Source organism: Cupriavidus sp. FW305-27, assembly GCF_058787995.1.
Genome location: NZ_JBYTAG010000030.1, coordinates 43111 through 64839, shown reverse-complemented (window position 1 = coordinate 64839; position 21729 = coordinate 43111). Strand labels below are relative to the sequence as shown.

General features: G+C 67.4%; 21 protein-coding genes, 1 tRNA gene, 1 pseudogene and 2 riboswitches. Of the genes and pseudogenes, 4 read left to right on the top strand and 19 right to left on the bottom strand.

What is annotated here, in order from left to right; translation table 11 throughout:
• Positions 1-14: 14 nt before the first annotated feature.
• The 6 genes from AC3WRI_RS16330 to AC3WRI_RS16305 form a co-directional block, all read right to left on the bottom strand.
• On the bottom strand, positions 15-752 hold the full coding sequence (locus AC3WRI_RS16330; protein ID WP_010812172.1) for an MBL fold metallo-hydrolase: 738 nt from the start codon (positions 750-752) through the stop codon (positions 15-17).
• Positions 753-816: 64 nt separating this feature from the next.
• On the bottom strand, positions 817-2193 hold the full coding sequence (locus tag AC3WRI_RS16325) for an L-serine ammonia-lyase (protein ID WP_010812171.1): 1377 nt from the start codon (positions 2191-2193) through the stop codon (positions 817-819).
• Between the two features lie 144 nt (positions 2194-2337).
• Positions 2338-5268, bottom strand: coding sequence for an aminomethyl-transferring glycine dehydrogenase (gcvP, locus tag AC3WRI_RS16320; RefSeq protein ID WP_492293588.1), 2931 nt, complete (start codon positions 5266-5268; stop codon positions 2338-2340).
• A gap of 100 nt (positions 5269-5368) precedes the next feature.
• Complete coding sequence (gene gcvH / locus AC3WRI_RS16315; protein ID WP_010812169.1) at positions 5369-5749, bottom strand: glycine cleavage system protein GcvH; 381 nt, start codon at positions 5747-5749, stop codon at positions 5369-5371.
• An 88-nt stretch (positions 5750-5837) separates the two neighbouring features.
• Positions 5838-6965, bottom strand: coding sequence for a glycine cleavage system aminomethyltransferase GcvT (gcvT, locus tag AC3WRI_RS16310; protein ID WP_439668402.1), 1128 nt, complete (start codon positions 6963-6965; stop codon positions 5838-5840).
• A 98-nt stretch (positions 6966-7063) separates the two neighbouring features.
• A riboswitch (glycine riboswitch) is annotated at positions 7064-7189 on the bottom strand.
• 21 nt (positions 7190-7210) lie between these two features.
• Positions 7211-7298: riboswitch (glycine riboswitch) on the bottom strand.
• A 77-nt stretch (positions 7299-7375) separates the two neighbouring features.
• Positions 7376-7603, bottom strand: a complete 228-nt coding sequence (locus tag AC3WRI_RS16305) for a YMGG-like glycine zipper-containing protein (protein ID WP_010812167.1) — start codon at positions 7601-7603, stop codon at positions 7376-7378.
• Positions 7604-7886: 283 nt separating this feature from the next.
• Between AC3WRI_RS16305 and AC3WRI_RS16300 the strand changes: the two genes are divergently transcribed.
• The gene (locus AC3WRI_RS16300; protein WP_010812166.1) at positions 7887-9983 is read left to right on the top strand and encodes a UvrD-helicase domain-containing protein; all 2097 of its coding nucleotides are present in this window, start codon (positions 7887-7889) and stop codon (positions 9981-9983) included.
• 56 nt (positions 9984-10039) lie between these two features.
• Positions 10040-10234 (top strand): annotated as a pseudogene (locus AC3WRI_RS16295) (ATP-binding protein); the annotation flags it as partial.
• On the opposite strand, the gene AC3WRI_RS16290 reads toward AC3WRI_RS16295, so the two are convergent.
• Positions 10220-11350 carry an ABC transporter substrate-binding protein gene (locus AC3WRI_RS16290; RefSeq protein ID WP_041687845.1) on the bottom strand — a complete coding sequence of 377 codons (1131 nt, stop codon included), beginning with the start codon at positions 11348-11350 and terminating at the stop codon, positions 10220-10222. The pseudogene AC3WRI_RS16295 and the gene AC3WRI_RS16290 overlap by 15 nt on opposite strands.
• Before the next feature lie 177 nt (positions 11351-11527).
• On the opposite strand from AC3WRI_RS16290, the gene hemN reads away from it, so the two are divergent.
• Entirely contained in the window at positions 11528-13012 is a 1485-nt protein-coding gene (hemN, locus tag AC3WRI_RS16285; protein ID WP_492293586.1) for an oxygen-independent coproporphyrinogen III oxidase, read from the top strand.
• Positions 13013-13085: 73 nt separating this feature from the next.
• Here hemN and AC3WRI_RS16280 read toward each other — a convergent pair whose 3' ends face one another.
• Positions 13086-13976, bottom strand: coding sequence for a c-type cytochrome (locus AC3WRI_RS16280; RefSeq protein ID WP_010812162.1), 891 nt, complete (start codon positions 13974-13976; stop codon positions 13086-13088).
• 461 nt (positions 13977-14437) lie between these two features.
• On the opposite strand from AC3WRI_RS16280, the gene AC3WRI_RS16275 reads away from it, so the two are divergent.
• Positions 14438-14513: transfer RNA gene (locus AC3WRI_RS16275), tRNA-Arg, on the top strand.
• A gap of 54 nt (positions 14514-14567) precedes the next feature.
• Here AC3WRI_RS16275 and AC3WRI_RS16270 read toward each other — a convergent pair.
• From AC3WRI_RS16270 to AC3WRI_RS16220, 11 genes are read right to left on the bottom strand one after another with little or no spacing between them, the layout of a single operon-like run.
• On the bottom strand, positions 14568-15599 hold the full coding sequence (locus tag AC3WRI_RS16270) for a tyrosine-type recombinase/integrase (RefSeq protein WP_492293595.1): 1032 nt from the start codon (positions 15597-15599) through the stop codon (positions 14568-14570).
• The gene (locus tag AC3WRI_RS16265) at positions 15512-15880 is read right to left on the bottom strand and encodes a helix-turn-helix domain-containing protein (protein ID WP_492293584.1); all 369 of its coding nucleotides are present in this window, start codon (positions 15878-15880) and stop codon (positions 15512-15514) included. Before AC3WRI_RS16265 ends, AC3WRI_RS16270 begins: the two co-directional genes overlap by 88 nt.
• Positions 15877-16887, bottom strand: a complete 1011-nt coding sequence (locus tag AC3WRI_RS16260; RefSeq protein WP_492293582.1) for a hypothetical protein — start codon at positions 16885-16887, stop codon at positions 15877-15879. The genes AC3WRI_RS16265 and AC3WRI_RS16260 overlap by 4 nt, the downstream gene beginning before the upstream one ends.
• On the bottom strand, positions 16884-17201 hold the full coding sequence (locus AC3WRI_RS16255) for a hypothetical protein (RefSeq protein ID WP_492293580.1): 318 nt from the start codon (positions 17199-17201) through the stop codon (positions 16884-16886). Before AC3WRI_RS16255 ends, AC3WRI_RS16260 begins: the two co-directional genes overlap by 4 nt.
• Positions 17198-17605, bottom strand: a complete 408-nt coding sequence (locus AC3WRI_RS16250; protein ID WP_492293578.1) for a hypothetical protein — start codon at positions 17603-17605, stop codon at positions 17198-17200. The genes AC3WRI_RS16255 and AC3WRI_RS16250 overlap by 4 nt, the downstream gene beginning before the upstream one ends.
• Positions 17602-18054 (bottom strand): hypothetical protein, encoded by a 453-nt coding sequence (locus AC3WRI_RS16245; protein ID WP_492293577.1) that lies wholly within the window; start codon positions 18052-18054, stop codon positions 17602-17604. Before AC3WRI_RS16245 ends, AC3WRI_RS16250 begins: the two co-directional genes overlap by 4 nt.
• Before the next feature lie 47 nt (positions 18055-18101).
• Positions 18102-18305, bottom strand: coding sequence for a hypothetical protein (locus tag AC3WRI_RS16240; protein ID WP_492293575.1), 204 nt, complete (start codon positions 18303-18305; stop codon positions 18102-18104).
• Entirely contained in the window at positions 18298-18540 is a 243-nt protein-coding gene (locus tag AC3WRI_RS16235) for a hypothetical protein (protein ID WP_492293573.1), read from the bottom strand. Before AC3WRI_RS16235 ends, AC3WRI_RS16240 begins: the two co-directional genes overlap by 8 nt.
• Complete coding sequence (locus tag AC3WRI_RS16230) at positions 18540-18698, bottom strand: hypothetical protein (protein ID WP_492293571.1); 159 nt, start codon at positions 18696-18698, stop codon at positions 18540-18542. The genes AC3WRI_RS16235 and AC3WRI_RS16230 overlap by 1 nt, the downstream gene beginning before the upstream one ends.
• Positions 18695-18940: a hypothetical protein gene (locus AC3WRI_RS16225; RefSeq protein ID WP_492293569.1), complete on the bottom strand. Its 246-nt coding sequence runs from the start codon at positions 18938-18940 to the stop codon at positions 18695-18697. Before AC3WRI_RS16225 ends, AC3WRI_RS16230 begins: the two co-directional genes overlap by 4 nt.
• Before the next feature lie 2 nt (positions 18941-18942).
• Entirely contained in the window at positions 18943-21672 is a 2730-nt protein-coding gene (locus AC3WRI_RS16220) for a toprim domain-containing protein (RefSeq protein ID WP_492293567.1), read from the bottom strand.
• Positions 21673-21729: the final 57 nt, after the last annotated feature.

Below are 21729 nucleotides of genomic sequence, written 5' to 3'. Positions count from 1 at the left end.
ACGTTAGGAAAACCTCAGGCGCCGTGCGGCACGCTTTCGCCGTCGCGCAGGCCCAGGCGCTGGTTGGCCGCCACGGCGACATCGATCAGCTTCGGGCGCGGCAGGTTCAGGTTGCGCATCATCTCGATGAACTCTTCACGCGTGCGGCCGGCGACGCGGCTGTTGTGGGCGCGCTCCTGGCCGATGGTGGACGAGGTGCGGCCCTTGTAGTCGTGGGCCGGATAGACCTGCGTGTCGTCGGGCAGCGCAAACAGCTTCCTGGTCAGGCTGTCGTAGAGCGTGCCGGCGTCGCCCGACTGGAAGTCGGTGCGGCCGCAGCCGTCGATCAGCAGGGCATCGCCGGTGAAGACGCGGCGCACGATGCCGTCGGGCGTGGGCTCTTCCCACAGGTAGCTCATGCTGCCGGCGGTGTGCCCGGGCGTATGGATGGCGCGCAGCACCTGCTTGCCGAAGGCGACAGTGTCGCCGTCGATCAGCTGCTTCTGCGCGGGCTTGATATCGCAGCCGGACGGCGCCGCGGTGTGCGCGCCGGTCTGCAGCGCAAGGTGGCCGGCCGAGGTGATGTGGTCGGCATGGGCATGGGTCTCGATGACCCACGCCAGCCGCGCGCCGGTTGACTTCAGCAGCGCCAGGTCGCGTTCCAGCTGGTGGTCGACCGGATCGATCAGCAGCGCGTCCCCGGTGGCGGCGTCGATCAGCAGGTAGGTGAAGGTGGACGAGGTGTCGTCGAACAGCTGGTGGAAGGTCTGCATGGCTGCCCTCTTGTTTTTCGTTCGGGGAACGCCGCCATGATACGCCGCGCTGCGCGCGCGGACATTAGCATTCCACGATATTCACCGCCAGCCCGCCGCGCGCCGTCTCCTTGTACTTGGTCTTCATGTCGGCACCGGTCTCGCGCATGGTCTTGATCACCGAATCGAGCGATACGTAGTGCGTGCCGTCGCCGCGCAAGGCCATGCGCGCCGCGTTGACCGCCTTGACCGAGGCCATTGCGTTGCGCTCGATACACGGGATCTGCACCAGTCCGCCAACCGGGTCGCAGGTCAGCCCGAGGTTGTGCTCCATGCCGATCTCGGCCGCGTTCTCGACCTGCGCCGGGCTGCCGCCCTGCACCGCCGCCAGCGCGCCGGCGGCCATCGAGCAGGCCACGCCGACTTCGCCCTGGCAGCCGACCTCGGCGCCGGAAATCGACGCATTGAGCTTGTACAGCAGCCCGATCGCGCCCGCGGTCAGCAGGAAGTCGACCACGCCTTGCTTGCTGGCACCCGGCACGAAGCGGTCGTAGTAGTGCAGCACCGCGGGGATGATGCCGGCCGCGCCGTTGGTAGGTGCCGTGACCACGCGCCCGCCGGCGGCGTTCTCTTCATTGACTGCGATGGCGTACAGGTTGACCCAGTCCATCACCGAGAGCGGGTCGGACAGGGTGCGCTCGGCGCGCTCGGTCAGGCTGCGGAACAGCTCCGGCGCACGGCGCTTGACCCTGAATGGCCCCGGCAGCTCGCCGTCGGTGCGGCAGCCGCGCGCCACGCACGCCTGCATCACATCCCAGATATGCAGCAGGCCGCTGGTGACTTCCGCCTCGCTGCGCCAGGTCAGCTCGTTTTCCATCATCAGCCGCGCGATGCTCTTGCCACTGGCGGTGGCCATCTCCAGCATGTCCTTGCCGCTGCGGAACGGGTGCGGCAGCTGCTGCGCGGCATTGAGCACCTGCGTATTGGGTGCGCCCGCGGTCACGACGAAGCCGCCGCCGACCGACAGGTAGCGCGCCTCGCGCAGCGATGCACCGCCGGCGTCGAAGGCATGAAACTTCATGCCGTTGGGGTGCTCGGCCATCGCTTCGCGCCGGTAGAAGGCGATGTGCTCCTTCTCGACAAAGGGCACGACATGCTGGCCCAGCAGGGACAGCTCGCGGCCCGCGCGCAGCGCGGCCAGGCGCGTGTCGATCGAATCGGGATCGATGGTGTCGGGGGCTTCCCCCATCAGGCCGAGGATCACGCCCTTGTCGGTGCCGTGGCCCTTGCCGGTGGCGCCCAGCGAGCCATAGAGCTCGGCACGCACGCTCGCCACCTGCGGCAGCAGGCCGTCGCGCTCAAGCCCCTGCGCGAACATCAGCGCAGCGCGCATCGGGCCTACGGTATGCGAGCTCGACGGGCCGATGCCCACCTTGAACAGATCAAAGACGCTGACTGCCACGGAATGTCTCCAGCAATGGGATGGCCCTGAAGAGGCTCTTCTTGGTCGGTTGGCGTGGCTGCGGCGGGCACCGCGACACCGCGATGCCCGTCATCTCGAGCATAGTTCGTTGGCGGGCCGCGGGGGCGGGGGGGGCGCTACGCCTCAGTCCACCACGTAGTCGCTGACCGGCACGCAGGCGCAGAACAGGTTGCGGTCACCATACACGTTGTCGGCACGGCCGACCGGCGGCCAGTACTTCTGCGTGCGCAGCGATGCCACCGGGTACGCGGCTTCCTCGCGCGTGTACTTGTGGGTCCACTCGTCGGCGGTCACCACCGCGGCCGTGTGCGGCGCGTGCTTGAGCGGGTTGTCGTCGCGGTCGAAGGTGCCGTCGGCAACGCGGCCGATTTCCTGGCGGATCGCGATCATCGCGTCGATAAAGCGGTCCAGCTCGTGCAGCGCCTCGCTCTCGGTCGGCTCGATCATCAGCGTGCCCGGCACCGGGAAGCTCATGGTCGGGGCGTGGAAGCCGTAGTCCATCAGGCGCTTGGCCACGTCTTCATTGCTGATGCCGGTGTCCTTCTGCAGCGGGCGCAGGTCCAGGATGCACTCGTGCGCGACCAGGTCGTGCTGGCCGGTGTACAGCACCGGGTAGTACGGGGCCAGGCGCTTGGCGACATAGTTGGCCGCCAGGATCGCGTTCTCGGTGGCGGCGGTCAGGCCGGCCGAACCCATCATCGCGATATACATCCACGAGATCGGCAGGATGCTGGCCGAGCCGAACGGCGCCGCCGAAACGCCGCCGATGCCGCGGTCGTCGCGGCGATAGCCGACGCTGTCCTGGTTGGGCAGGAAGTCAGCCAGGTGCGCGCCGACTGCAACCGGGCCCACGCCCGGGCCGCCGCCGCCGTGCGGGATGCAGAAGGTCTTGTGCAGGTTCAGGTGCGACACGTCGCCGCCGAACTGGCCCGGCGCGGCGGTGCCGACCATGGCGTTCATGTTGGCGCCGTCCACGTACACCTGGCCGCCGTGCTGGTGCACGATCTCGCAAATCTGCTGCACGCCCTGCTCGAACACGCCATGCGTGGACGGGTAGGTGATCATGATCGCCGCCAGGTTCTTGCTGTGCTGCTCGGCCTTCTTCGCCAGGTCTTGCAGGTCGACGTTGCCGTCCTCATCGCAGGCTACGACCACCACCTTCATGCCGGCCATCTGCGCCGACGCCGGATTGGTGCCGTGTGCGGACGACGGAATCAGGCAGATGTCGCGATGGCTCTCGCCGCGGCTGGCGTGGTAGGCGTGGATGATCAGCAGGCCCGCGTACTCGCCCTGCGAGCCGGCGTTGGGTTGCAGGCTCACCGCGGCGTAGCCGGTGGCGGCGCACAGCATGGCCTCGAGCTGGTCGATCATCTCGCGGTAGCCCACGGTCTGGTCCAGCGGCGCGAACGGGTGGATCTGGCTGAATTCGGGCCAGGTCACCGGGATCATCTCGCTGGTGGCGTTCAGCTTCATCGTGCACGAGCCCAGCGGGATCATGGTGCGGTCCAGCGCCAGGTCCTTGTCGGCCAGCATGCGCAGGTAGCGCAGCATCTCGTGTTCGGCGTGGTGCGTGTTGAACACCGGGTGGGTCAGGTATTCGCTGGTGCGTGCCAGTTCGGGGGGGAAGCCGTCCTGCGCGACGGCCTCGAGCTTGTCGAAGTCCACGTCCGCGGGCAACGGCTTGCCTTGCATGAATACTTCCCACAGCGCGACCACGTCGGCACGGGTAGCGGTCTCGTCCAGCGAGATGCCGACGCGCGTGGCGCTGATATGGCGCAGGTTGATGCCGCGCGCGGTGGCCGCGGCATGGATGGCATCGGTGTTGAAGCCGGTTTCCAGCGTCAGCGTATCGAAGAAGCTGGCGTTGGTGCGCGCGAAGCCGAGCTTTTCCAGGCCGGCGGCCAGCGTCGCGGTCAGGCGATGCACACGCTGCGCGATGCGCTTCAGGCCCTGCGGACCGTGGTAGACGGCATACATCGAGGCCATTACGGCCAGCAGCACCTGCGCAGTACAGATGTTCGAGGTGGCCTTCTCGCGGCGGATATGCTGCTCGCGCGTCTGCAGGGCCAGGCGATAGGCCTTGTTGCCCTGCGCATCGATGGTCACGCCCACCAGGCGGCCCGGCATCGAGCGCTTGAAGGCGTCCTTCACCGCCATATAGCCGGCGTGCGGGCCGCCGAAGCCCAGCGGCACGCCGAAGCGCTGCGAGTTGCCCACGGCCACGTCGGCGCCCCATTCGCCAGGCGCGGCGATCAGCGTCAGCGCCAGCAGGTCGGCGGCAGCCACCACCAGGCCGCCGGCGGCGTGCACGGCGTCGGCGATGGCGCGGTAGTCGTTGACGTCGCCGTTTACGCCCGGGTACTGCAGCAGCACGCCGAAGGCGTTGGCCGCGGCGGCATCGGCGGCGGGGCCGACCTTGACCTCGATGCCCATCGGCAGCGCGCGCGTGCGTACCACTTCCAGCGTCTGCGGCAGCACGTCGTCGGCCACGTAGAAGGTGTTCGAATCGTGCTTGTTCACGCGCTGCAGCAGCGTCATGGCTTCGGCCGCGGCAGTGCCTTCATCCAGCATCGACGCATTGGCGATATCCAGCCCGGTCAGGTCGGTGACCATCTGCTGGAAGTTCAGCATTGCTTCCAGGCGGCCTTGCGAGATTTCCGGCTGGTAGGGCGTGTAGGCGGTGTACCAGGCCGGGTTCTCGAAGATATTGCGCAGGATGACGCCGGGCGTGACGGTGTTGTAGTAGCCCTGGCCGATAAAGCTCTTCAGCACCCTGTTCTTGCCTGCCAGCCCGCGCAGCCTTGCCAGCGCGGCTTCCTCGCTCAGCGGCTCGGTGAACTCGCCCATCGGCATGCCGTCGCGGCGGCGGATGGCGGCGGGGATGACGGCGTCGATCAGCGCGGCGCGGCTGTCATAGCCGAGCACCTTCAGCATGTGCTGCTGTTCGGAGGTATCGGGGCCGATATGGCGGGCGGCGAAGGCGTCGCGCGCCTCCAGTTCGGCCAGCGTGGGTCGGTTCACTTGGGCGGCATTCATGGGAAGCGGGGCGTTCATTGGCAAGAACCTCGTGGGGTGCGCGCCGGCCGGTGGTCAGCCGGGACGGCGCGCGTCAGTCTGCAGTGGCCGGTCCAACCATGGACCGGCGCGGCCGGCGTCAGGCGCCGACGCTGGCCTTGTAGGCGTCGGCCGACATCAGGCCGTTGACGTCGTCGCCGTTGGCCGGCTTGAGCTTGAACAGCCACGCGTCGAAGGCGTCGGCGTTGACGCTCTCCGGGGCAGCCGTGGCGGCCTCGTTGACGGCGATCACTTCGCCGGCCACGGGGGCGTAGATGTCGGAAGCGGCCTTCACCGATTCCACCACTGCCAGCGCGTCGCCGGCACCGACCGACTTGCCCACTTCGGGCAGTTCCAGGAAGACGATGTCGCCCAGCGCGTCCTGCGCGTGGTCGGTGATACCGATGGTGAGCGTGCCGTCGGCTTCGACGCGTACCCACTCATGCGACTCGGTGTACTTGAGGTCAGCGGGGAAATTCATGAAGGTTCTCCGGATACAGATTTGTTTCTTGTTGGGTGATGCCTGCCCGGCAAGCGCCGGCAGGCGAGGGCGACCGTTGGGTGAGCGCTTAGCTCACGAGTGCCTTGCCATTACGCACAAACGGCAGTTTAACCACAGTCGCGTTGAGTTTGCGGTCGCGGATCTCCACCTGCACGGTATCGCCCACGGCGACATCCTTGGGCAGGCGGGCAAAGGCGATGGACTGCGACAGCGACGGGCTGAAGGTGCCGCTGGTGATTTCACCGTCACCGGCCGGCGTGATCACTTTCTGGTGGGCGCGCAGGACGCCGCCTTTGTCACGCAGGATCAGGCCGAGGAATTGCTGGCGCGAACCGGCTGCGGCCAGTGCCGCCTTGCCGGTGAAGTCACGCTCGCTCTGCAGGTCAACGGTCCAGGCCAGGCCCGCATCCAGCGGCGAGGTGTTGATATCCATGTCCTGGCCGTACAGGTTCATGCCGGCTTCCAGGCGCAGCGTGTCGCGCGCGCCCAGGCCCGCCGGGCGCACGCCGGCGGCGTTCAGCTTTTCCCAGACGGCGGCGACGTTCTCGGCCGGCACCACCAGTTCGAAGCCGTCTTCGCCGGTGTAGCCGGTGCGCGCCACCATGATCTCGCCGAGGGCCGGGTCCTGGACCACGGCGGCGTTGAAGGGCTTGAGCGTGTCCGACGGCTGGGTCGAGGGGAAAGTGCTCCACACTTTGGTGCGGGCGTTGGGCCCCTGCACGGCGACGATCGCCAGAGGCTGCACGCCTGCAGGCGCAACGTCCTCGCGGCGCGGCGTGATGGTCACATCGCTGCCGGTGGCGGCATTGCGCGCGCGGATCCATTCGATGTCGCCCAGCGCGGTGCTGGCGTTGACGACCAGGCGGAAGTGGTCCTCGGCAAAGAAGTAGACGATCAGGTCGTCGATCACGCCGCCTTTCTCATCCAGCATGCAGGAGTAGAGCGCCTTGCCCGGGGTCTGCAGCTTGTCGACATTGTTGGCCAGCAGGCCGCGCAGGAAGCTGCGGGTATTGGCGCCAGCGAGGTCGACCACGCACATGTGCGACACGTCGAACATGCCGGCGTCGGTGCGCACAGCATTGTGTTCTTCGATCTGGGAGCCGTAGTTGACCGGCATGTCCCAGCCGCCGAAATCAACCATGCGGGCGCCGAGGGCGCGGTGGATGGCGTTGAGGGGCGTGGCCTGGAGCGTCATGGAATCCTCTGGGGCAGTCTCGGTTGGCGAAAACAAAAAAGGGCCATCCGCCGCAACGCTCGCCGCGCCTGAATGTGGCGTGGCAATCCGCTGCGGCGGATGACCCCTCTGTCCTCGATACCTGAGAGATTACAAGGCGGATCCTGCCGGACCCCGTCCTCGTGCGCCCCTTCGGTGGGCACGCTCGCCACGAATGGCGGGTGCCGCTCTCCAGAGTTCGGCATGCATCGTGTGCATATTGCATGCCGATCCGATCGGTCCGTGGTGCCTGAGAGTTTTCGGGTGATACCCCTTCGGCGGCGCAGGCGATGCGCGCTCTCCCGGTCGGATGCGCGCAATGTACGGGAGGCCCCGGCCTTTGTCAAACGGGCCAGGGGAGCCTGCCGTACCTGTCGCTGCGGTGGTCTGGCTTACTTCTTCTTGTCGTCGGTGACAACGTTACCGATCACGCCGCCCACGGCCGCGCCACCCAGCGTACCCAGCGCGCTACCGTCGGTGAGGATGGCGCCGCCCACGGCGCCCGCGCCCGCGCCAATGGCGGTATTACGCTGCTTCGGGGTCATATCCGCGCAACCGGCAAAGGCCGCGACGGTCACGCCGATCAGGGTCACCTTGGTCAAAGTCTGCAGGGTTTTCATTATTGGCTCCGATGTGATGATTCAAGCATGTCAACCCCGCCGCGCAGGCCAGGGGGACATACTAGTTAGAGCGTTTGGTTGCGCGATTGGCTCCGGCCTTTACGAAGTGTTACGCCGGTGACACAACCGGCCGTGTCAACGCGGCTTGCGCTGACTGACCTGCCGCGGCCAGCGTGTTAACATCGGCAGCTTTGCCGCCGTGCCCGTTTCTTGGGTGCTGGCGTGTCCCGCCTGGCCTTCCGCTGTTCCTGCCGATTTCCCTGCCTCCAACCGCATCCCACGCATGACCCATGGCCTGAACTCCGCCCAATCCGAAGCCGTCCGCTACCTGGACGGCCCTTGCCTGGTGCTGGCCGGGGCGGGCTCCGGCAAGACCCGGGTGATCACGCAGAAGATCGCGCATCTGATCGAGGACAAGGGCTTCGAGCCGCGCCATATCGCCGCCGTCACCTTTACCAACAAGGCCGCCAAGGAGATGCAGGAGCGCATCGGCAAGCTGATGGAGGGCAAGACTACGCGCGAGGGCAAGCGCATTCCGCTCAAACAGCTGACGGTCTGTACCTTCCACTCGCTCGGGGTGCAGATCCTGCGCATGGAGGCCGAGCACGTGGGCCTGAAGCCGCAGTTTTCGATCATGGATTCGGACGACTGCTTCGGCCTGATCCAGGAGCAGCTCGGCACCACCGACAAGAAGCTGATCCGCGGCGTGCAGGGCACGATCTCGCTGTGGAAGAACGGCATGGTCGATCCGGAGGCAGCGATCGCGCAGGCCGCCAATGCCGACGAGCACCAGGCCGCGCTGGTCTACCGCAACTACGTGGCCACGCTGCATGCCTACCAGGCGGTGGATTTCGACGACCTGATCCGCCTGCCGGCCGAACTGTTCGCGCGCAATGAAGCGGTGCAGCTCAAGTGGCAGAACCGCCTGCGCTACTTCCTGGTCGACGAATACCAGGACACCAACGCCTGCCAGTACCAGTTGCTCAAGCTGCTGGCGGGCGGCTCGCACCTGCGCGCGCCGGCCTTTACCGCGGTGGGCGACGACGACCAGGCCATCTACGGCTGGCGCGGCGCCACGCTGGACAACCTGCGCGGGCTGCAGACCGATTTTCCGGACCTGAAGGTGATCAAGCTGGAGCAGAACTACCGCTCCACCGTGCGCATCCTGGAAGCGGCCAACGCGGTTATCGCCAACAATCCCAAGCTGTTCGACAAGAAGCTGTGGAGCGAGCACGGCATGGGCGACCCCATCGCCATCCACCCGATGAACGACGAGGAGCACGAGGCCGAGTCGGTGGTGTTCCGCCTGTCCGCGCACAAGTTCGAGCGCCGCGCGCAGTTCCGCGACTACGCCATCCTGTATCGCGGCAACCACCAGGCGCGGCTGTTTGAGCAGATCCTGCGGCGCGAGCGCATTCCCTATGTGCTTTCAGGCGGCCAGAGCTTCTTCGACAAGGCCGAGATCAAGGACATCTGCGCCTACCTGCGCCTGATTGCCAATCCCGACGACGATCCCGCCTTTATCCGCGCCATCACCACGCCGCGCCGCGGCGTGGGAAACACCACGCTGGAAGTGCTGGGCACCTTTGCCGGACAGGCCAAGGTGTCGCTGTTCGAGGCCGCGATGATGGGCGGTATCGAAGGCAAGCTGCAGCCGCGCCAGCTGGAGCCGCTGCGCGTGTTCTGCGAATCGATGGTACGGCTGGCCGACCGCGCGGCCAAGGATCCCGCCACCGTGGTGCTGGACGACCTGATGGAAGGGATCCACTACGAGGCCTACCTGTACGACAGCTTCGACGAACGGCAGGCGCAGTCGCGCTGGACCAACACGCTGGAATTCCTGGACTGGCTCAAGCGCAAGGGCACCAAGCCCGAAGGCGCCGAGGGCGAGGAAGCCACCGGTTTCGACAATGCCGACGGCTTCGGCAGCGAAGGCAAGAACCTGCTGGAGCTGACCCAGACCGTGGCGCTGATGAGCATGCTGGAAGGCCGCGAGGAAGATCCCGACGCGGTGCGGCTGTCCACGCTGCATGCGTCCAAGGGGCTGGAGTATCCGCACGTGTTCCTGGTCGGTGTGGAGGAGGGCATCCTGCCGCACTGCCGCGAAGACGAGGACATGAGCGACGAGAAGATCGAGGAAGAGCGGCGGCTGATGTATGTCGGCATCACCCGCGCCCAGCGCAGCCTGCATGTCAGCTGGTGCAAGAAGCGCAAGCGTGCGCGCGAAACCTACTCGTGCCAGCCTTCGCGCTTTATCGGCGAGATGAAGCTGGAGGAGGCGCCTGCGCCGGTGGATGAAACCCCGGCGATGAGCCCCAAGGACCGGCTCGGCGCGCTCAAGGCACTGCTGGGAACCGGCGGCAAGACGGCCCCGGGCTGAACGGGGCGCTACAGTCCCGATACAAAGGCATACCAGCTGACAAGACGCCGGGTGCAGGCATACCTGGTATGGCGGCTGTGCTGCTCGAGCCGTTCTACTGCGTCGAATCCTCGCGCAGCCGCGCCACCGGCGGGGTCGGCATGGGGTTGTCGATCGCGGCCGACATTGCCGCGCGCCATGGCGGCGAGCTGACCCTGAGCAACCGCCCCGAAGGCGGCCTGCCCGCGCGCCTGTCCCTACCGCGCGGCTGACGCCGCCAGCGTGACGTACTGCGAGCCGCGCTGCCCGTGCGTGAAGTCGAGCGGGAAATCGCCCACGTCCACGCGCCCCTGCAGTGCCCGCCGCATCTCGGCCGCGCCGCTGCCGCGCAGGCCGGCCAGCGCGCGCGCCAGCCATGCCGCGCCGATATAGCCGGCCAGCGTGGCCGGCGACGGCGGCTCATCCAGGTATTGCTTCATGCGCGCCACGTGTTCCTTCACCACCCGCAGCGTGGCCTGTTGCGGCCCGGGCGCGACCTGGGTCAGCACCATGCCGCCGTTGTAGCCAGCGCCCAGGATTTCGCGCGCGGCGGTGGCGCTGACCGACGACAGCCCGACCAGGAAACCGTACCAGCCCTGCACCGCCAGCGCGCGGCCCAGTCCGGCGTAGGCGAGGGTATCGCCCGCCACGATCACCGCGCCCGGGCGGGTGGCGGCGATGCGCCGGGCGGCGGCCTCGGGATTGGCGTCGAGCGGCACCGCGCGCGTCCCGGTCTGCGCCTCCAGCCGGGCCAGCGACGGGGCGGCGAAGTCCGGCGCCAGGGCCAGCGCGATGCTGGTCATGCCGTAGCTGCGCAGCTGGCGTACCGCCGCGTCCAGTTCGGCCTGGTAGTCGGCACGGGTGAACCAGACGTTGTCGGCCGTCAGCGCAAGGCCCGACAGCGGCGCCACGATCTGCACGCCGCGCCGGCCCAGCTCGGCCGATGCCGCCAGCGCCGGCAACAGCCGGTCGCCCGGGCCGAACAGCAGCTCGGCGCGGTCGGTATCGGCCAGCGACACCGCCTGCGCCAGCGCGCGGCGCGGGTCGGGATCGGCGTCGCGGACCACGTGCGCGATGCGCACCGGGCCGTTGCCGGCGTTGACGGCGTCGAACATGACCTTGGCCCCGGCCAGGTAGTCGCGCGCAAGGTCGGCTTGTGCGCCGCCGCGGTCGAGCAGGTGGCCGACCACGACCGTGCGGCGCGCCTGCGACAGTGCTGGCCAGGCGGGCAGGGCCAGGGCCGCGCCGGCGGCGGCAAGCAGGCGGCGCCGGTGCCGGGCCGGTGCTGCCAGGTGCCTGCGCAGCGGTGGGTACGGCGGAAACATCGGAGTCTGGTCGGGAGTTGGCATTGCAGGGGGGCAGGTGACGCGCGGGCCGGCGGTGGCGCGCAGCGTATCCGCCGCACATGACACCAATGTGACGCCTGCCGCCCCGCAGGTCCAATGCCCGCGCTTGACGGCGGTCAACGCGCCGGCGGCGGTGCGGCCCTACGATGGGCCGTCATACACCCATACCCCCGCGCCCCCATGATCCCGTCTGCCATAACTTCCCCTGCGCCCGACCGCCGCGCGCTGTCCGACTTCCGTGCGCTGGCCGGCCGCATCGACGGCAACGGCCCGCGCTATACCTCGTACCCGACGGCCGACCGCTTCCGCAACGGCCCCGACCTGTCGCTGTACCACGACGCACTGGCCGCCTGCCGCGCCGACGCGCCGGCGCCGCTGTCGCTGTACCTGCATATCCCGTTCTGCGAGAACATCTGCTACTACTGCGGCTGCAACAAGATCATCACGCGCGACCATGGCCGCAGCGCCCGCTACGTCAACTACCTGGGCCGCGAAATGGCGCTGGTGGCAGACCGGCTCGGGCCGCGCCGCCAGGTGCTGCAGTCGCACTGGGGCGGGGGCACGCCGACCTTCCTCGACCCCGGCGAGATGCGCCGCGTGATGGCGCTGCTGCATGAGCATTTCGAGCTGGCGGCCGAGGGCGAGCATTCGATCGAGATCGATCCGCGCCGCGTCGACCACGCCCGCATGGCGCTGCTGGCCGAACTGGGCTTCAACCGCGTCAGCCTGGGCGTGCAGGATTTCGATCCCGAGGTCCAGCAGGCCATCCATCGCATCCAGCCCTTCGAAGAGACCCGCGCCGTGGTGGATGCCGCACGCACGCTGGGTTTCCGCTCGGTCAGCCTGGACCTGATCTACGGCCTGCCGCACCAGACCGCGGCGCGCTTTGGCCGCACCATCGATCAGGTGCTGGCGCTGCGCCCCGACCGGCTCTCGGTCTATAGCTACGCGCACCTGCCGCATGTGTTCAAGCCGCAACGCCGCATCGATGAAAACGCCTTGCCGCCCGCCGGCGAGAAGCTCGACATCCTGGTCTCCACCATCGAGCGGCTGAGCGCCGAGGGCTACGTCTACATAGGTATGGACCATTTCGCGCTGCCCGACGACGACCTCGCCGTGGCCCAGCGCGAAGGGCGGCTGCAGCGCAACTTCCAGGGTTACTCAACGCATGCCGGCTACGACCAGGTCGGGCTCGGCATTTCCGCGATCGGCGCGATCGCGGGGCGCTACGTGCAGAATGCGCGCACGCTGGACGAGTACTACGGCGCGCTCGACCACGGCCGCCTGCCGCTGGCGCGCGGCGTGGCGATGAGCGCCGACGACCACCTGCGGCGCGAGATCATCGGCGCCCTGATGTGCAATGGAGTGCTCGATATCCCGGCGCTGGAAGCGCGCCACGGCATCCGCTTCGGCACGGCCTTTGCGCCGGAACTGGCCGACCTCGCCGCGCTGGGCGCGGACGGACTGGTGCAATGCGCGCCGGACCGCATCACCGTGACGCCGCTGGGCCGGCTGCTGGTGCGGCGCGTGGCGATGGTGTTCGACCGCTACCTGCGCGAAGACGCCGCGCGGCCAGCGTCCACGGGTGCCCAGGCCGTTGCCGCCAACGATGGCGCGCAGCCGGTGCGCTTCGTGCCGCGGGCGCGGTACTCGCGCGTGGTGTAGCGGCCGCGCAAGCGGTACGGACGAAAAAAAGCCCGCGCAATGTGCGCGGGCTTTTTGTTTGCAGCAGGCGGACTTACTTGGCGGCGTTGGCCATGTAGTCCGAGGCGGCGATCACGTCGGCGTCCGGGCCGGCGTAGCCACCCTTGGGCGGCATCACGCCCTTGCCCTTGAGCGCAAAGTTGTGGACCGCGTCCATGCCTTCCTTCAGGCGCGGCGCCCAGGCGGCCTTGTCGCCGAACTTGGGCGCACCGGCCACGCCGGCGGCGTGGCAGGCGGCGCAGACCTGCTCGTAGACCTTCTTGCCCACGTCGGCCGAGGCGGCCGGCGCAGCAGCGGGTGCGGCGGCAGCAGCTGCCGGGGCCGCTGCCGAGGGAGCCGCCGGTGCAGGCGCGGCACCGGCGGCCGGAGCGGCGGCTTCAGGGGCTGCGGCAGTCGCCGGCGCGGCGGCAGCCGGGGCAGCCGGTTCCGGGAACTTGGCACCGCCGGCGTCGGCCATGTAGACCACGGCACGGGCCAGTTCGTAGTCGGCGTAGTCGTCCGGCGTGGTGCCGGCACGCGCGGCCATCGCGCCCTTGCCGTTTATCACCGACTTCATCAGGCCGTCAAAGCCCTGGCCGATGCGCGCGGTCCAGTCGCCGGCGTTGGCGTACTTGGGTGCGCCCGCTGCGCCGGTGGCGTGGCACGCGGCGCAGATTTCCTTGTAGACCTGCTCGCCCGTCTTGAAGACGCGCGGCGCGTTGGGATCCTTGATTTCGAGCGAGGCAACCGGCTTGATGCGGTCGTTGACGGCTTCCGCCGTGGTGGCGGCGCCGGCGCTTTCAGTCGAGCCGTGTCCGACAAAGTTGACCAGCAGAATGATCACGATGATCGGCACCAGGAAAGCCGCGATCACAACTGCGATCAGTTGCTTCGGGGTCTTGATGGGAGACTCGTGTTCGTCGTGTTCGTTGTGGACGTCGCTCATACAGAACTCTCAGTTTTGCAGGAAACCTTCTGGCCGCTTACGCTCGGCTTGCTTATTCTGGCCCGGTCTTGGTCACTCGCTGACCGCTGTCCGGCCCCATGCGGACCGCCCGTGCTGGCTGCGGCCCTTGCCTGACTTGGGTCTGTTGCTATTTGCGCGCTGCGGACTGTCTCCCGGACCGGACCTGATTGTCGCCGACAACAAGCCGCGCGGCCTTGACCCCGGTCGACTCATTGCATCGGCGGTGTGGCGGGCACGATTTGACGCAAATAGCTGGCGATTATAGCGCCAAAGGCCCCCCGCCAGTGCCAAAAAGCGGCGGTTGCGAGACGTTCCCTCAAGCCCCTGGCGGGCCCGCATGGACGGCACGGGGCAAACGCGGTATCCTATGCGACTTTCCTGCGGCGGCACTCGCCCGCCGCAACCGCTGTACCCACAAACCGGTTGCAAAACCGTCCTGTGCGCCCGTAGCTCAATGGATAGAGTACTGCCCTCCGAAGGCAGGGGTTGCTGGTTCGATCCCAGCCGGGCGCACCAATCCCCACAAGGGTTTCCAGCCGTTTTCCCCGTCCTGCCCCGCACCGACTGTAGCTAAACTGCAGCCAGCTTCGGCGCCGGCACCGTCGTCAGCGGCGCCACCCACTGCGCCAGGTGATCCGCCGACAGGTGCGCATACCGCTGCACCATCTCCATCGTCTCCCAGCCGCCCAACTCCTTGAGCACCTGCAACGGCGTGCCGCGCTGCACGTGCCAGCTCGCCCAGGTATGTCGCAGATCGTGCCAGCGGAAGTCGCGGATCCGCGCACGGCCCAGCGCCTTGCCCCACGCGGCCGTGCTCGTCTGGTACACCGGCTTGCCCCGGTAGACGAACACTGCCGCGACGTGCTCGGCCTCGCGCTTCTTCGGCAACTGCCGTCGCAGCACGGCCACCGCCGTGTCCGACAGCGGCACGGTGATGGCCTTGCGGGCCTTTGCCTGGTCGGGATGGATCCACGCCACCCGCCGCGCCAGATCCACCTGCGACCACTGCAGCCCGGTCACGTTGGCCCGCCGCAGCCCCGTTTCGAGGCTGAAGCGGGCCATGTCCGCCAGATGCTCGGGCAGCTCGGCGAGCAGGCGCTCCGCCTCGGCGGCGGTCAGCCAGCGGATCCGCTTGCTGGCCACCTTCGCGCGCTTGCGCTTGGGGGCGCTGTCGAGCCACCCCCATTCCACCGCAGCATTGAGTACCGCCGACAGCACGCCGATCACGCGGCGCACCGTGCCGGCGCTCACCGTGGCGTCCAGCTCCTTGACCCCCTGCCGCGTCCGCACCGTGCGGCGCTCCGCCCGCTTTGCTCGAGCAATCGCATCCACGCGGTCCCGGTCGATCTGGCCCAGCTCCACGCCCCCAAGGTGCGCATCGAGCCAGCGCAGGTGCGTCTTGCTGGTGTCCAGACTGGCCAGGCCAGCCCGGTCCTCAACGTAACGCACCACGGCATCGTTCCACGTGTAGCGGGGCCGCGCCCCCAGTTTGGCCTGATTCCACAGATCCACCTTCAGGCGGTCGTGGAGTTCCTGCGCCCGCTTCTGGTCGCCGGTGCCAGTGCTTCCTTGTACCGGCGGCCCCCCGCCCGGGGGGTACAGCTTGTAATACCAATTGTTGCTACCTTTGCGTTTGAAGAGCGACATGGCTCACCTTCCTTTGCCTGGTCGCCTTGCACAACTCGCGGGGTCCATTGTCCGGCGAGGTAACGTTCCAGAGCAATCGTTGAGAACATCCAGCGTTTGCCGACCTTGCGACCGGGCAACTCCCCGGCCTTGGCCTTGAGCCGCACCGTCTCCGGGTGCGCCCCGAGCAGCGCGGCCGCGTCCACCAGGCCGACCGAGCTGGGGGCCGCGACCGATGTGGCGGAATGCACCGTCATGCGGCACCTCCCGGCGCGTCCGGCGCGATCCCCGTCGCCAATAAGCGACGGCGGATAGTCATGGCGCGGGCCTGCGAGCACCCGACAAACTGGCGGATGGCCGCGACGGTCGGCTTGAGTTCGCCGCGCCGTACCGCCGCCGCCACCTGATCGTCGTCCGCAGGACTGGCGTCGCTACTGGCTTCGTTACTCGTCTCGCGCCGCGTAGTCACGGCCCCCGCCCGCAGCGGGCTGGCGGGTAACGCTGGCGCGCAGGTAGTGGCACGCAGTGACGCGACGCGCAGCCACAGCACGCACCCCACCAGTTCCAGGCAGATCACCGCGACCAGCTGGGTGACCAGCAGCACCGTTTCAGCGTGCGCACCGGTAGCGGCGGCAAACAGGCGCGCGGCCGGATCGAGTCGGGCCTGGTCGACGCGCGCCGCATGGCGCAGCGCAGCGGCACGGACGCTCTCGTCCTGCCGGATGGCCCGGCGCGCTTCCAGTTCCTCCACGTCGAGCGCCTCGGCCCGTTGCTGCAGCGCGGTGATCCGGGCCGCCCCGAGCGGGCAACTGCGGCAGTTGGCGGCCGCGGCCTGCAGCCGCGCGATATCGCCGCGCACCGTGGCCCGTTCGGCACTGACCACGGCGAGCGGCCGCGCTACCGCCCGCGCCTCCATCGGCATCGACGCGGCGGCCTCGATCTGGCGTTGTGCGCGGGCATCGCCGGCGTGGCCATTGGCCGCCGCGAAGAAGGCCAGATGGCCCCACACCACGGAGGCCAGGCATGCGCACCAGAGCGCCCAGCCGGCGACCGGCATGCGCCTGCCAGTGGCCAGCGCAGCGGGCAGCTGGTGCACCGCCAGCGTCAACAGGACGGCCACCGCAGCGGTCAGCGCCCGCTCGCTCAACGTGCCACCCCGATTCCAGGCGCCGGCCGCCGACAGCCACGCGGCAACCAGAGAACACGCTGCCGCCAATGCCGTCGTGCAGCCAAGCGCCACCCGCTGTTCGCGTTGTCCCATCATGCGCCCTCCGTGGTCGGTGTTCGCGGGGTCGGGATGCAGCCCAGCTCGCGCGGACCAGCGAGGCGGGCAGTGAATCGCGCACCTCGGGGCGGGCGGCTGATCAGATTGCGCTGCACGCACGCAATCGCTGTCTCTCCAGAGCGCGCGCGGGCATACCACGTCGCGCAGTAGGTCAGCTTCTTGATTGGGCCGGCCGTAATGTCCACGGCCCACGTCTTCCACTCCTTGTCGCGCCAGAAGGCCGCAGCCGCCGCTGCATCGCCGAGGGGGATATGCGGCGCCGTCACGCGGCCGTTGTACTCGCGCTGGGTCATGCCATCACCTTGCTGGGGTCGGCCCATTGCAGCGCATAGATCAGCATCGACAGCCGCGCGCGCCATGGCTTTTCGAGATGCGCGGCCTGGTGCGCCTCGACTTCGATAGGCGCGCCCGTCGACGTATCCAGCGGCTGGCCCACGAGTAGTTGCGCTGGCGCCAAATCGTCCAACACGGGCGAACTGGAGACCCACCAGGCGTATTCCAGCGCGGGGTGTTCCACACGCGGCCCTTCCACAAGAATGGCCTCGGCAATCGTGAGCAGGTTCTGACGCGTTGTGGCTGGGAAATCGGCAAGGATCGTTCCCTTGGCGGCTTCCTCCGGGTAGAGGCCGTTGCAGATGATCTGCGCCACGCGCTCGGCGTACGACGAAACGGGAAGAGAAACGGTGCTCGTGGTCATGCTTTTTGCTCGATATAGGCGATATCGCCGGTTTGAACCGGGCCGGCGGCGGTGGCGGTGTCATGCACCTGCAACGTGGCGACCAGCAGCTGGCGCCGCGTGCAGGCTTTCTGCATGTCGTCGGTCAGGTTGAGGCCCTGGCCGATGACACGGAATTCGTCGCCGGTCACGCCCATGCGGCCGCGAGCGCGGAAGCGTTTTCCTACGTCCGCGACGGCAATGACTGCGGCATCCATCGCGTCGCGCAGCTCACCGTTATCCGCGAAGTAGAGGGTGGCGACGGCCTGGCCGACGTTGATGCGGAACGCGAGGGTATGCCAGGCGGATTCCGTGGCCGTGCCGTCGAGGATCTTGCTCAGCTCGCTGTGGGGCAGGAGCTGGAGATCCGTCTCGGCCTTGCGGCTGAAGCGGAAGCAGGACGGCAGGCACTTCTCGCGCGGCTGATGCACGCGGCGATTCTTGCGATGTTTGCTTGCGGGCATGGTTGCACCGTATGTCATTCTTCGAAGTCGCCGGCGGCCCGGCGCTTCAGGTCAATCGAAGGGGTATGCGAGCGACACTGCTCGCGGGCCGCCATGGCGCGGGCTGCTGCCGCAACGGCGGTGCGCAACATGTCCGACATGGCCTCAAAGGGGGTGGCGATACGCAGGGCACGGTGCGTGTGCCGCAGCTGCGCATCCGTGACGATGGGCTTAGCCATGGCGTTTGCTCCGGCGAAAGAAGCCGTCCCACACGCCACGGCCATAGCACAGCGTGAAGAACACGCTCACCACAAACATGCCGGGTTCGCTGGTGGCCGTCGTCAGGTACAGCCACGCCGGCTGGCCCGACAGCCCGATCAGCGCGGCCCAGCGCGCACGGTGCGTGCCAGCATTGAACAGGTAGACCGACACCACGGCGGTAGCGATCATCCAGAGGTTGAGCAGGGCGTACATCAACCGGCCATCCCGATGGCGCGGGCGCAGCAGTAGCGCGGCGATTCGGCCAGGTGATCCAGTGCGTCGAGCTGGGCATCGAGCCGTGTGCGCGCCTGCGCCGTGTATTCAGAACGCACGCCGTCGTGCGAAACGATGCGTACAAGGAAAGTCATCATGACTTGCTCCCTTCCAGTTCTTCAGGGCTGGGCAGGCACACCACATCGCCTTCGGCAAGGCGCTTGCTGCCTTCTTCGAGATAGAGGCAAAGCTCGTACGTGACGCCGTTGTCTGCTTTCACGACAAGCCGCTGCACGGCCCACGTATATGAAGGACCATCGCCAGGCGTACTAAGCCGATAGCGCAGGGGCTTCACCTCAACCGAAACTGCCTTATGGATAAAGGTTTCGATGCTGGACATGCTCACGCTCCTTGGTTTCCCGAGCGATCCTCGAAGACCCAGCACTTAACGGTGTCGGGGCGCTTCGGGGCATGGGTGTGCTCGGTGTTGAATCGCGCATTGATGGCGCTGTTGACGACCCGGAGATCGAGGAACTTGCGTGCCCGCGAGGTTTTGAGCACGCGCTTCAGTTCGGTCAGCGGGGGAAGGTTCAGGCGGCGGTCATTGGCCACCTGTTCGAAATGGCGCAGGCTGATGGCGATGACGCCATCCGAGCGTGCGTGGTTGAGCACCGCGTGATCGTCTTCGGCGGACTCGATGTGGTCGTACAGCTCCCAGAATTCCTGCACGAGCGGGTGATCGGCGCCGATGGCCTGCTGGCGCTCCGCCGCCATGCGCACGAGCTGCGCTTGCGCGGCGTCGCGGTACGCGATGGGCAGCGGCATCACGCTGGGCAGGCAGTCGACCAGCGCCATGATCTGCGCGTGGTTCTTCACCAGGCGCTGGTGCTTCACCTCCGGGTGGGCGGCCAGCTTCTCCTGGTAGAGCGGCATACGCTCCGCGAACAGCCGCAGAATGTCCTTTTCCTTGAGAATCGCGGACAGTAGGAAGCCGGACACGTCTTCGACGGCCATCTGTTCCAGCGCCCTCGCAGCGGCAAAGGTGTCAGGACTCTGGCCAGAGCGGTCGAAGTACAGGTGGACGATCCGCTGCAGCACGGCCTCGCTTGCATTGACTTCGGCGTTCTGGCTGATAACCACGCTCCCACGGAAGGGCGGCTCGTACGTTTCATTGCCGGCGTTCTTGACGCCACGTGCCCGCGTGCTGCGGCCGTTGTAGGCCGTCTTCAGCTCGTTCCAGTCGAAGCCCTTCACCTTGGCGCCGTCTTCTCCACGGTCCCCCTCGATCAGGACCACGGGCAGGTTCGACACCTGGGCGAAGTTCCGCGCACGGGCCGCGAGCGACGACTTGGAGGGATCGAAGCCTTCATAGTCGCGACGGCCGCACAGCTTCCACAGGAACTCGATCAGCGTGGATTTGCCGGCGCCGGGCTCGCCCACCACTTCGAGAAAGGGGAAGCTCTTCTGCTTGATGCCTTCCCCTTCGCGGATCTGTTCGGCAAACAGGCTGCCCAGCCAGAACGCCAGTGCCACGATGGCCTTGGCGCCGAACGCACGCCACAGCAGCTCCAGCCAGTCGTGGTTCAGACTCTTCAGGTCCGTGTTGATGGACAGGCCGGCCGACCCGCCGATGGTCTTGATGGACAGGCGACCGACGTCGAAAAAGTCTTCATCGTTGAGCGAATAGAGCTTGCCGTCCTTGACCGCGACATCGGCATAGACGTAGCACCCGTGTTCCTTCGAGTAGCCCACGTAGTCGATGGTCTGCACGCTCTTGATGCGGTGCATCTGTTCCTTCAGATACGCATCGAGCTGGCCATTAGAGCCGGTGTAGAACGCACCAGGCGCGACCGCGAGCAGGCGCTTCTTGAACTCGCCGGCCGAGGCGATCTGCGAGCTGGTGAAGGTGTTCTTCGCAGGCTCGGAATCGTGGGGGAATGCCACGCGGAAGTAGTACCAGGCTTCGTCGGTGGCAGCGTTCGCCTGGTAGTACAGGACGCTGGGCAGGCACGTGGCAATGTTGGTGATGGTGCCCGCCTTGAGCATGGCTTCATCGCGGATGGCGCCTTCGTCCATGTCCGGGTGCGCATGCCGCACCGCGTCCATTTCCTTCGTCAGCGCGTCCAGATCCACCTTGAACCAGTACAGCTTGCTGTCGAAGTCGAAAGCGAACTGGCTCATGCTGGTGCGGCCATAGATCAGGCGCGCTTTCTCTGCGGGCGTCGGCGCCGCGATCAGGTCGCCGAGGTAGCGGTATTCGCCGAGGTCGTGGTCGGTCAGCTTGCCGAGCTGGTGCAGGTCGTTCCAGTCACGTTTCTTCGCGCCTACCTGCTTTGGCACCGCAAGCGATGCTTCCCAGCCTTCCTCGCGGCTACGCTTGAGCCATTGCTTGCCGTAGCGGATGCCGGCCTTGTCGCCATCGAGCGCCCACACCAGCTTCGGCCGCTCCTTGCCGTTGGCCATGCATTGCTCCGCGAGTCCGCGCAGCGCGCGGCCCGGATAGTTGTTGCAGGACATGGCCGACACTGCAGCGATGCCGTGGTGGTGGAGGGCGATGCTGTCGAAGATGCCTTCGACAACCCACAGCTCCGTGACATCGGTGAAGGTGCTGCCGGGCGGCTGCCACCACATGCCGCCATAGCTACCGTGGAAGGTGGCCTTGCGGTCGCCGAAGCGGTGCGCCTGGTCGATGATGCGCTCCCAATAGACGCCAGGCGCGAGCTGGAAGCGCACGGTGGCGCTGCCGATCTTCAGCTCGTGGCTGTAATAGCTCTCTTGCGTGTACCAGTCGCGCACCTTGGCGAGGTCGAAGCCTCGGGCGTCGCGCATGTACGCGTTCACGGACGCCTTCGGGTCTTCCGCTGTCGGCTGGAAGCGGTCTGACCAGCTTTCGAAGAGATCCGGATACAGATCCTTGATGTGCAGCTCGGCGCCGCAGTGGTTCAGACGGTTGCAGCGCACCACCCACGGTGCTTCGCCGTAGGCCCACAGCGTTTTCTTGCCGCAGGACGGGCATACGCCGTTCTCCAGCTTCTCGCCGCCACGCTTCGACTTGAAGCTGTAGTCACGGAGCAAGCGGGTGGCAGCCTCGCGCAGGATGGCATCCGTGTTGTCGCTACGGGTTGGGTTCATGAATCTTCAGGCAAAAGGAATCCCGCACGCCCCGCAAACGGGGCGCGTCGGTATGAA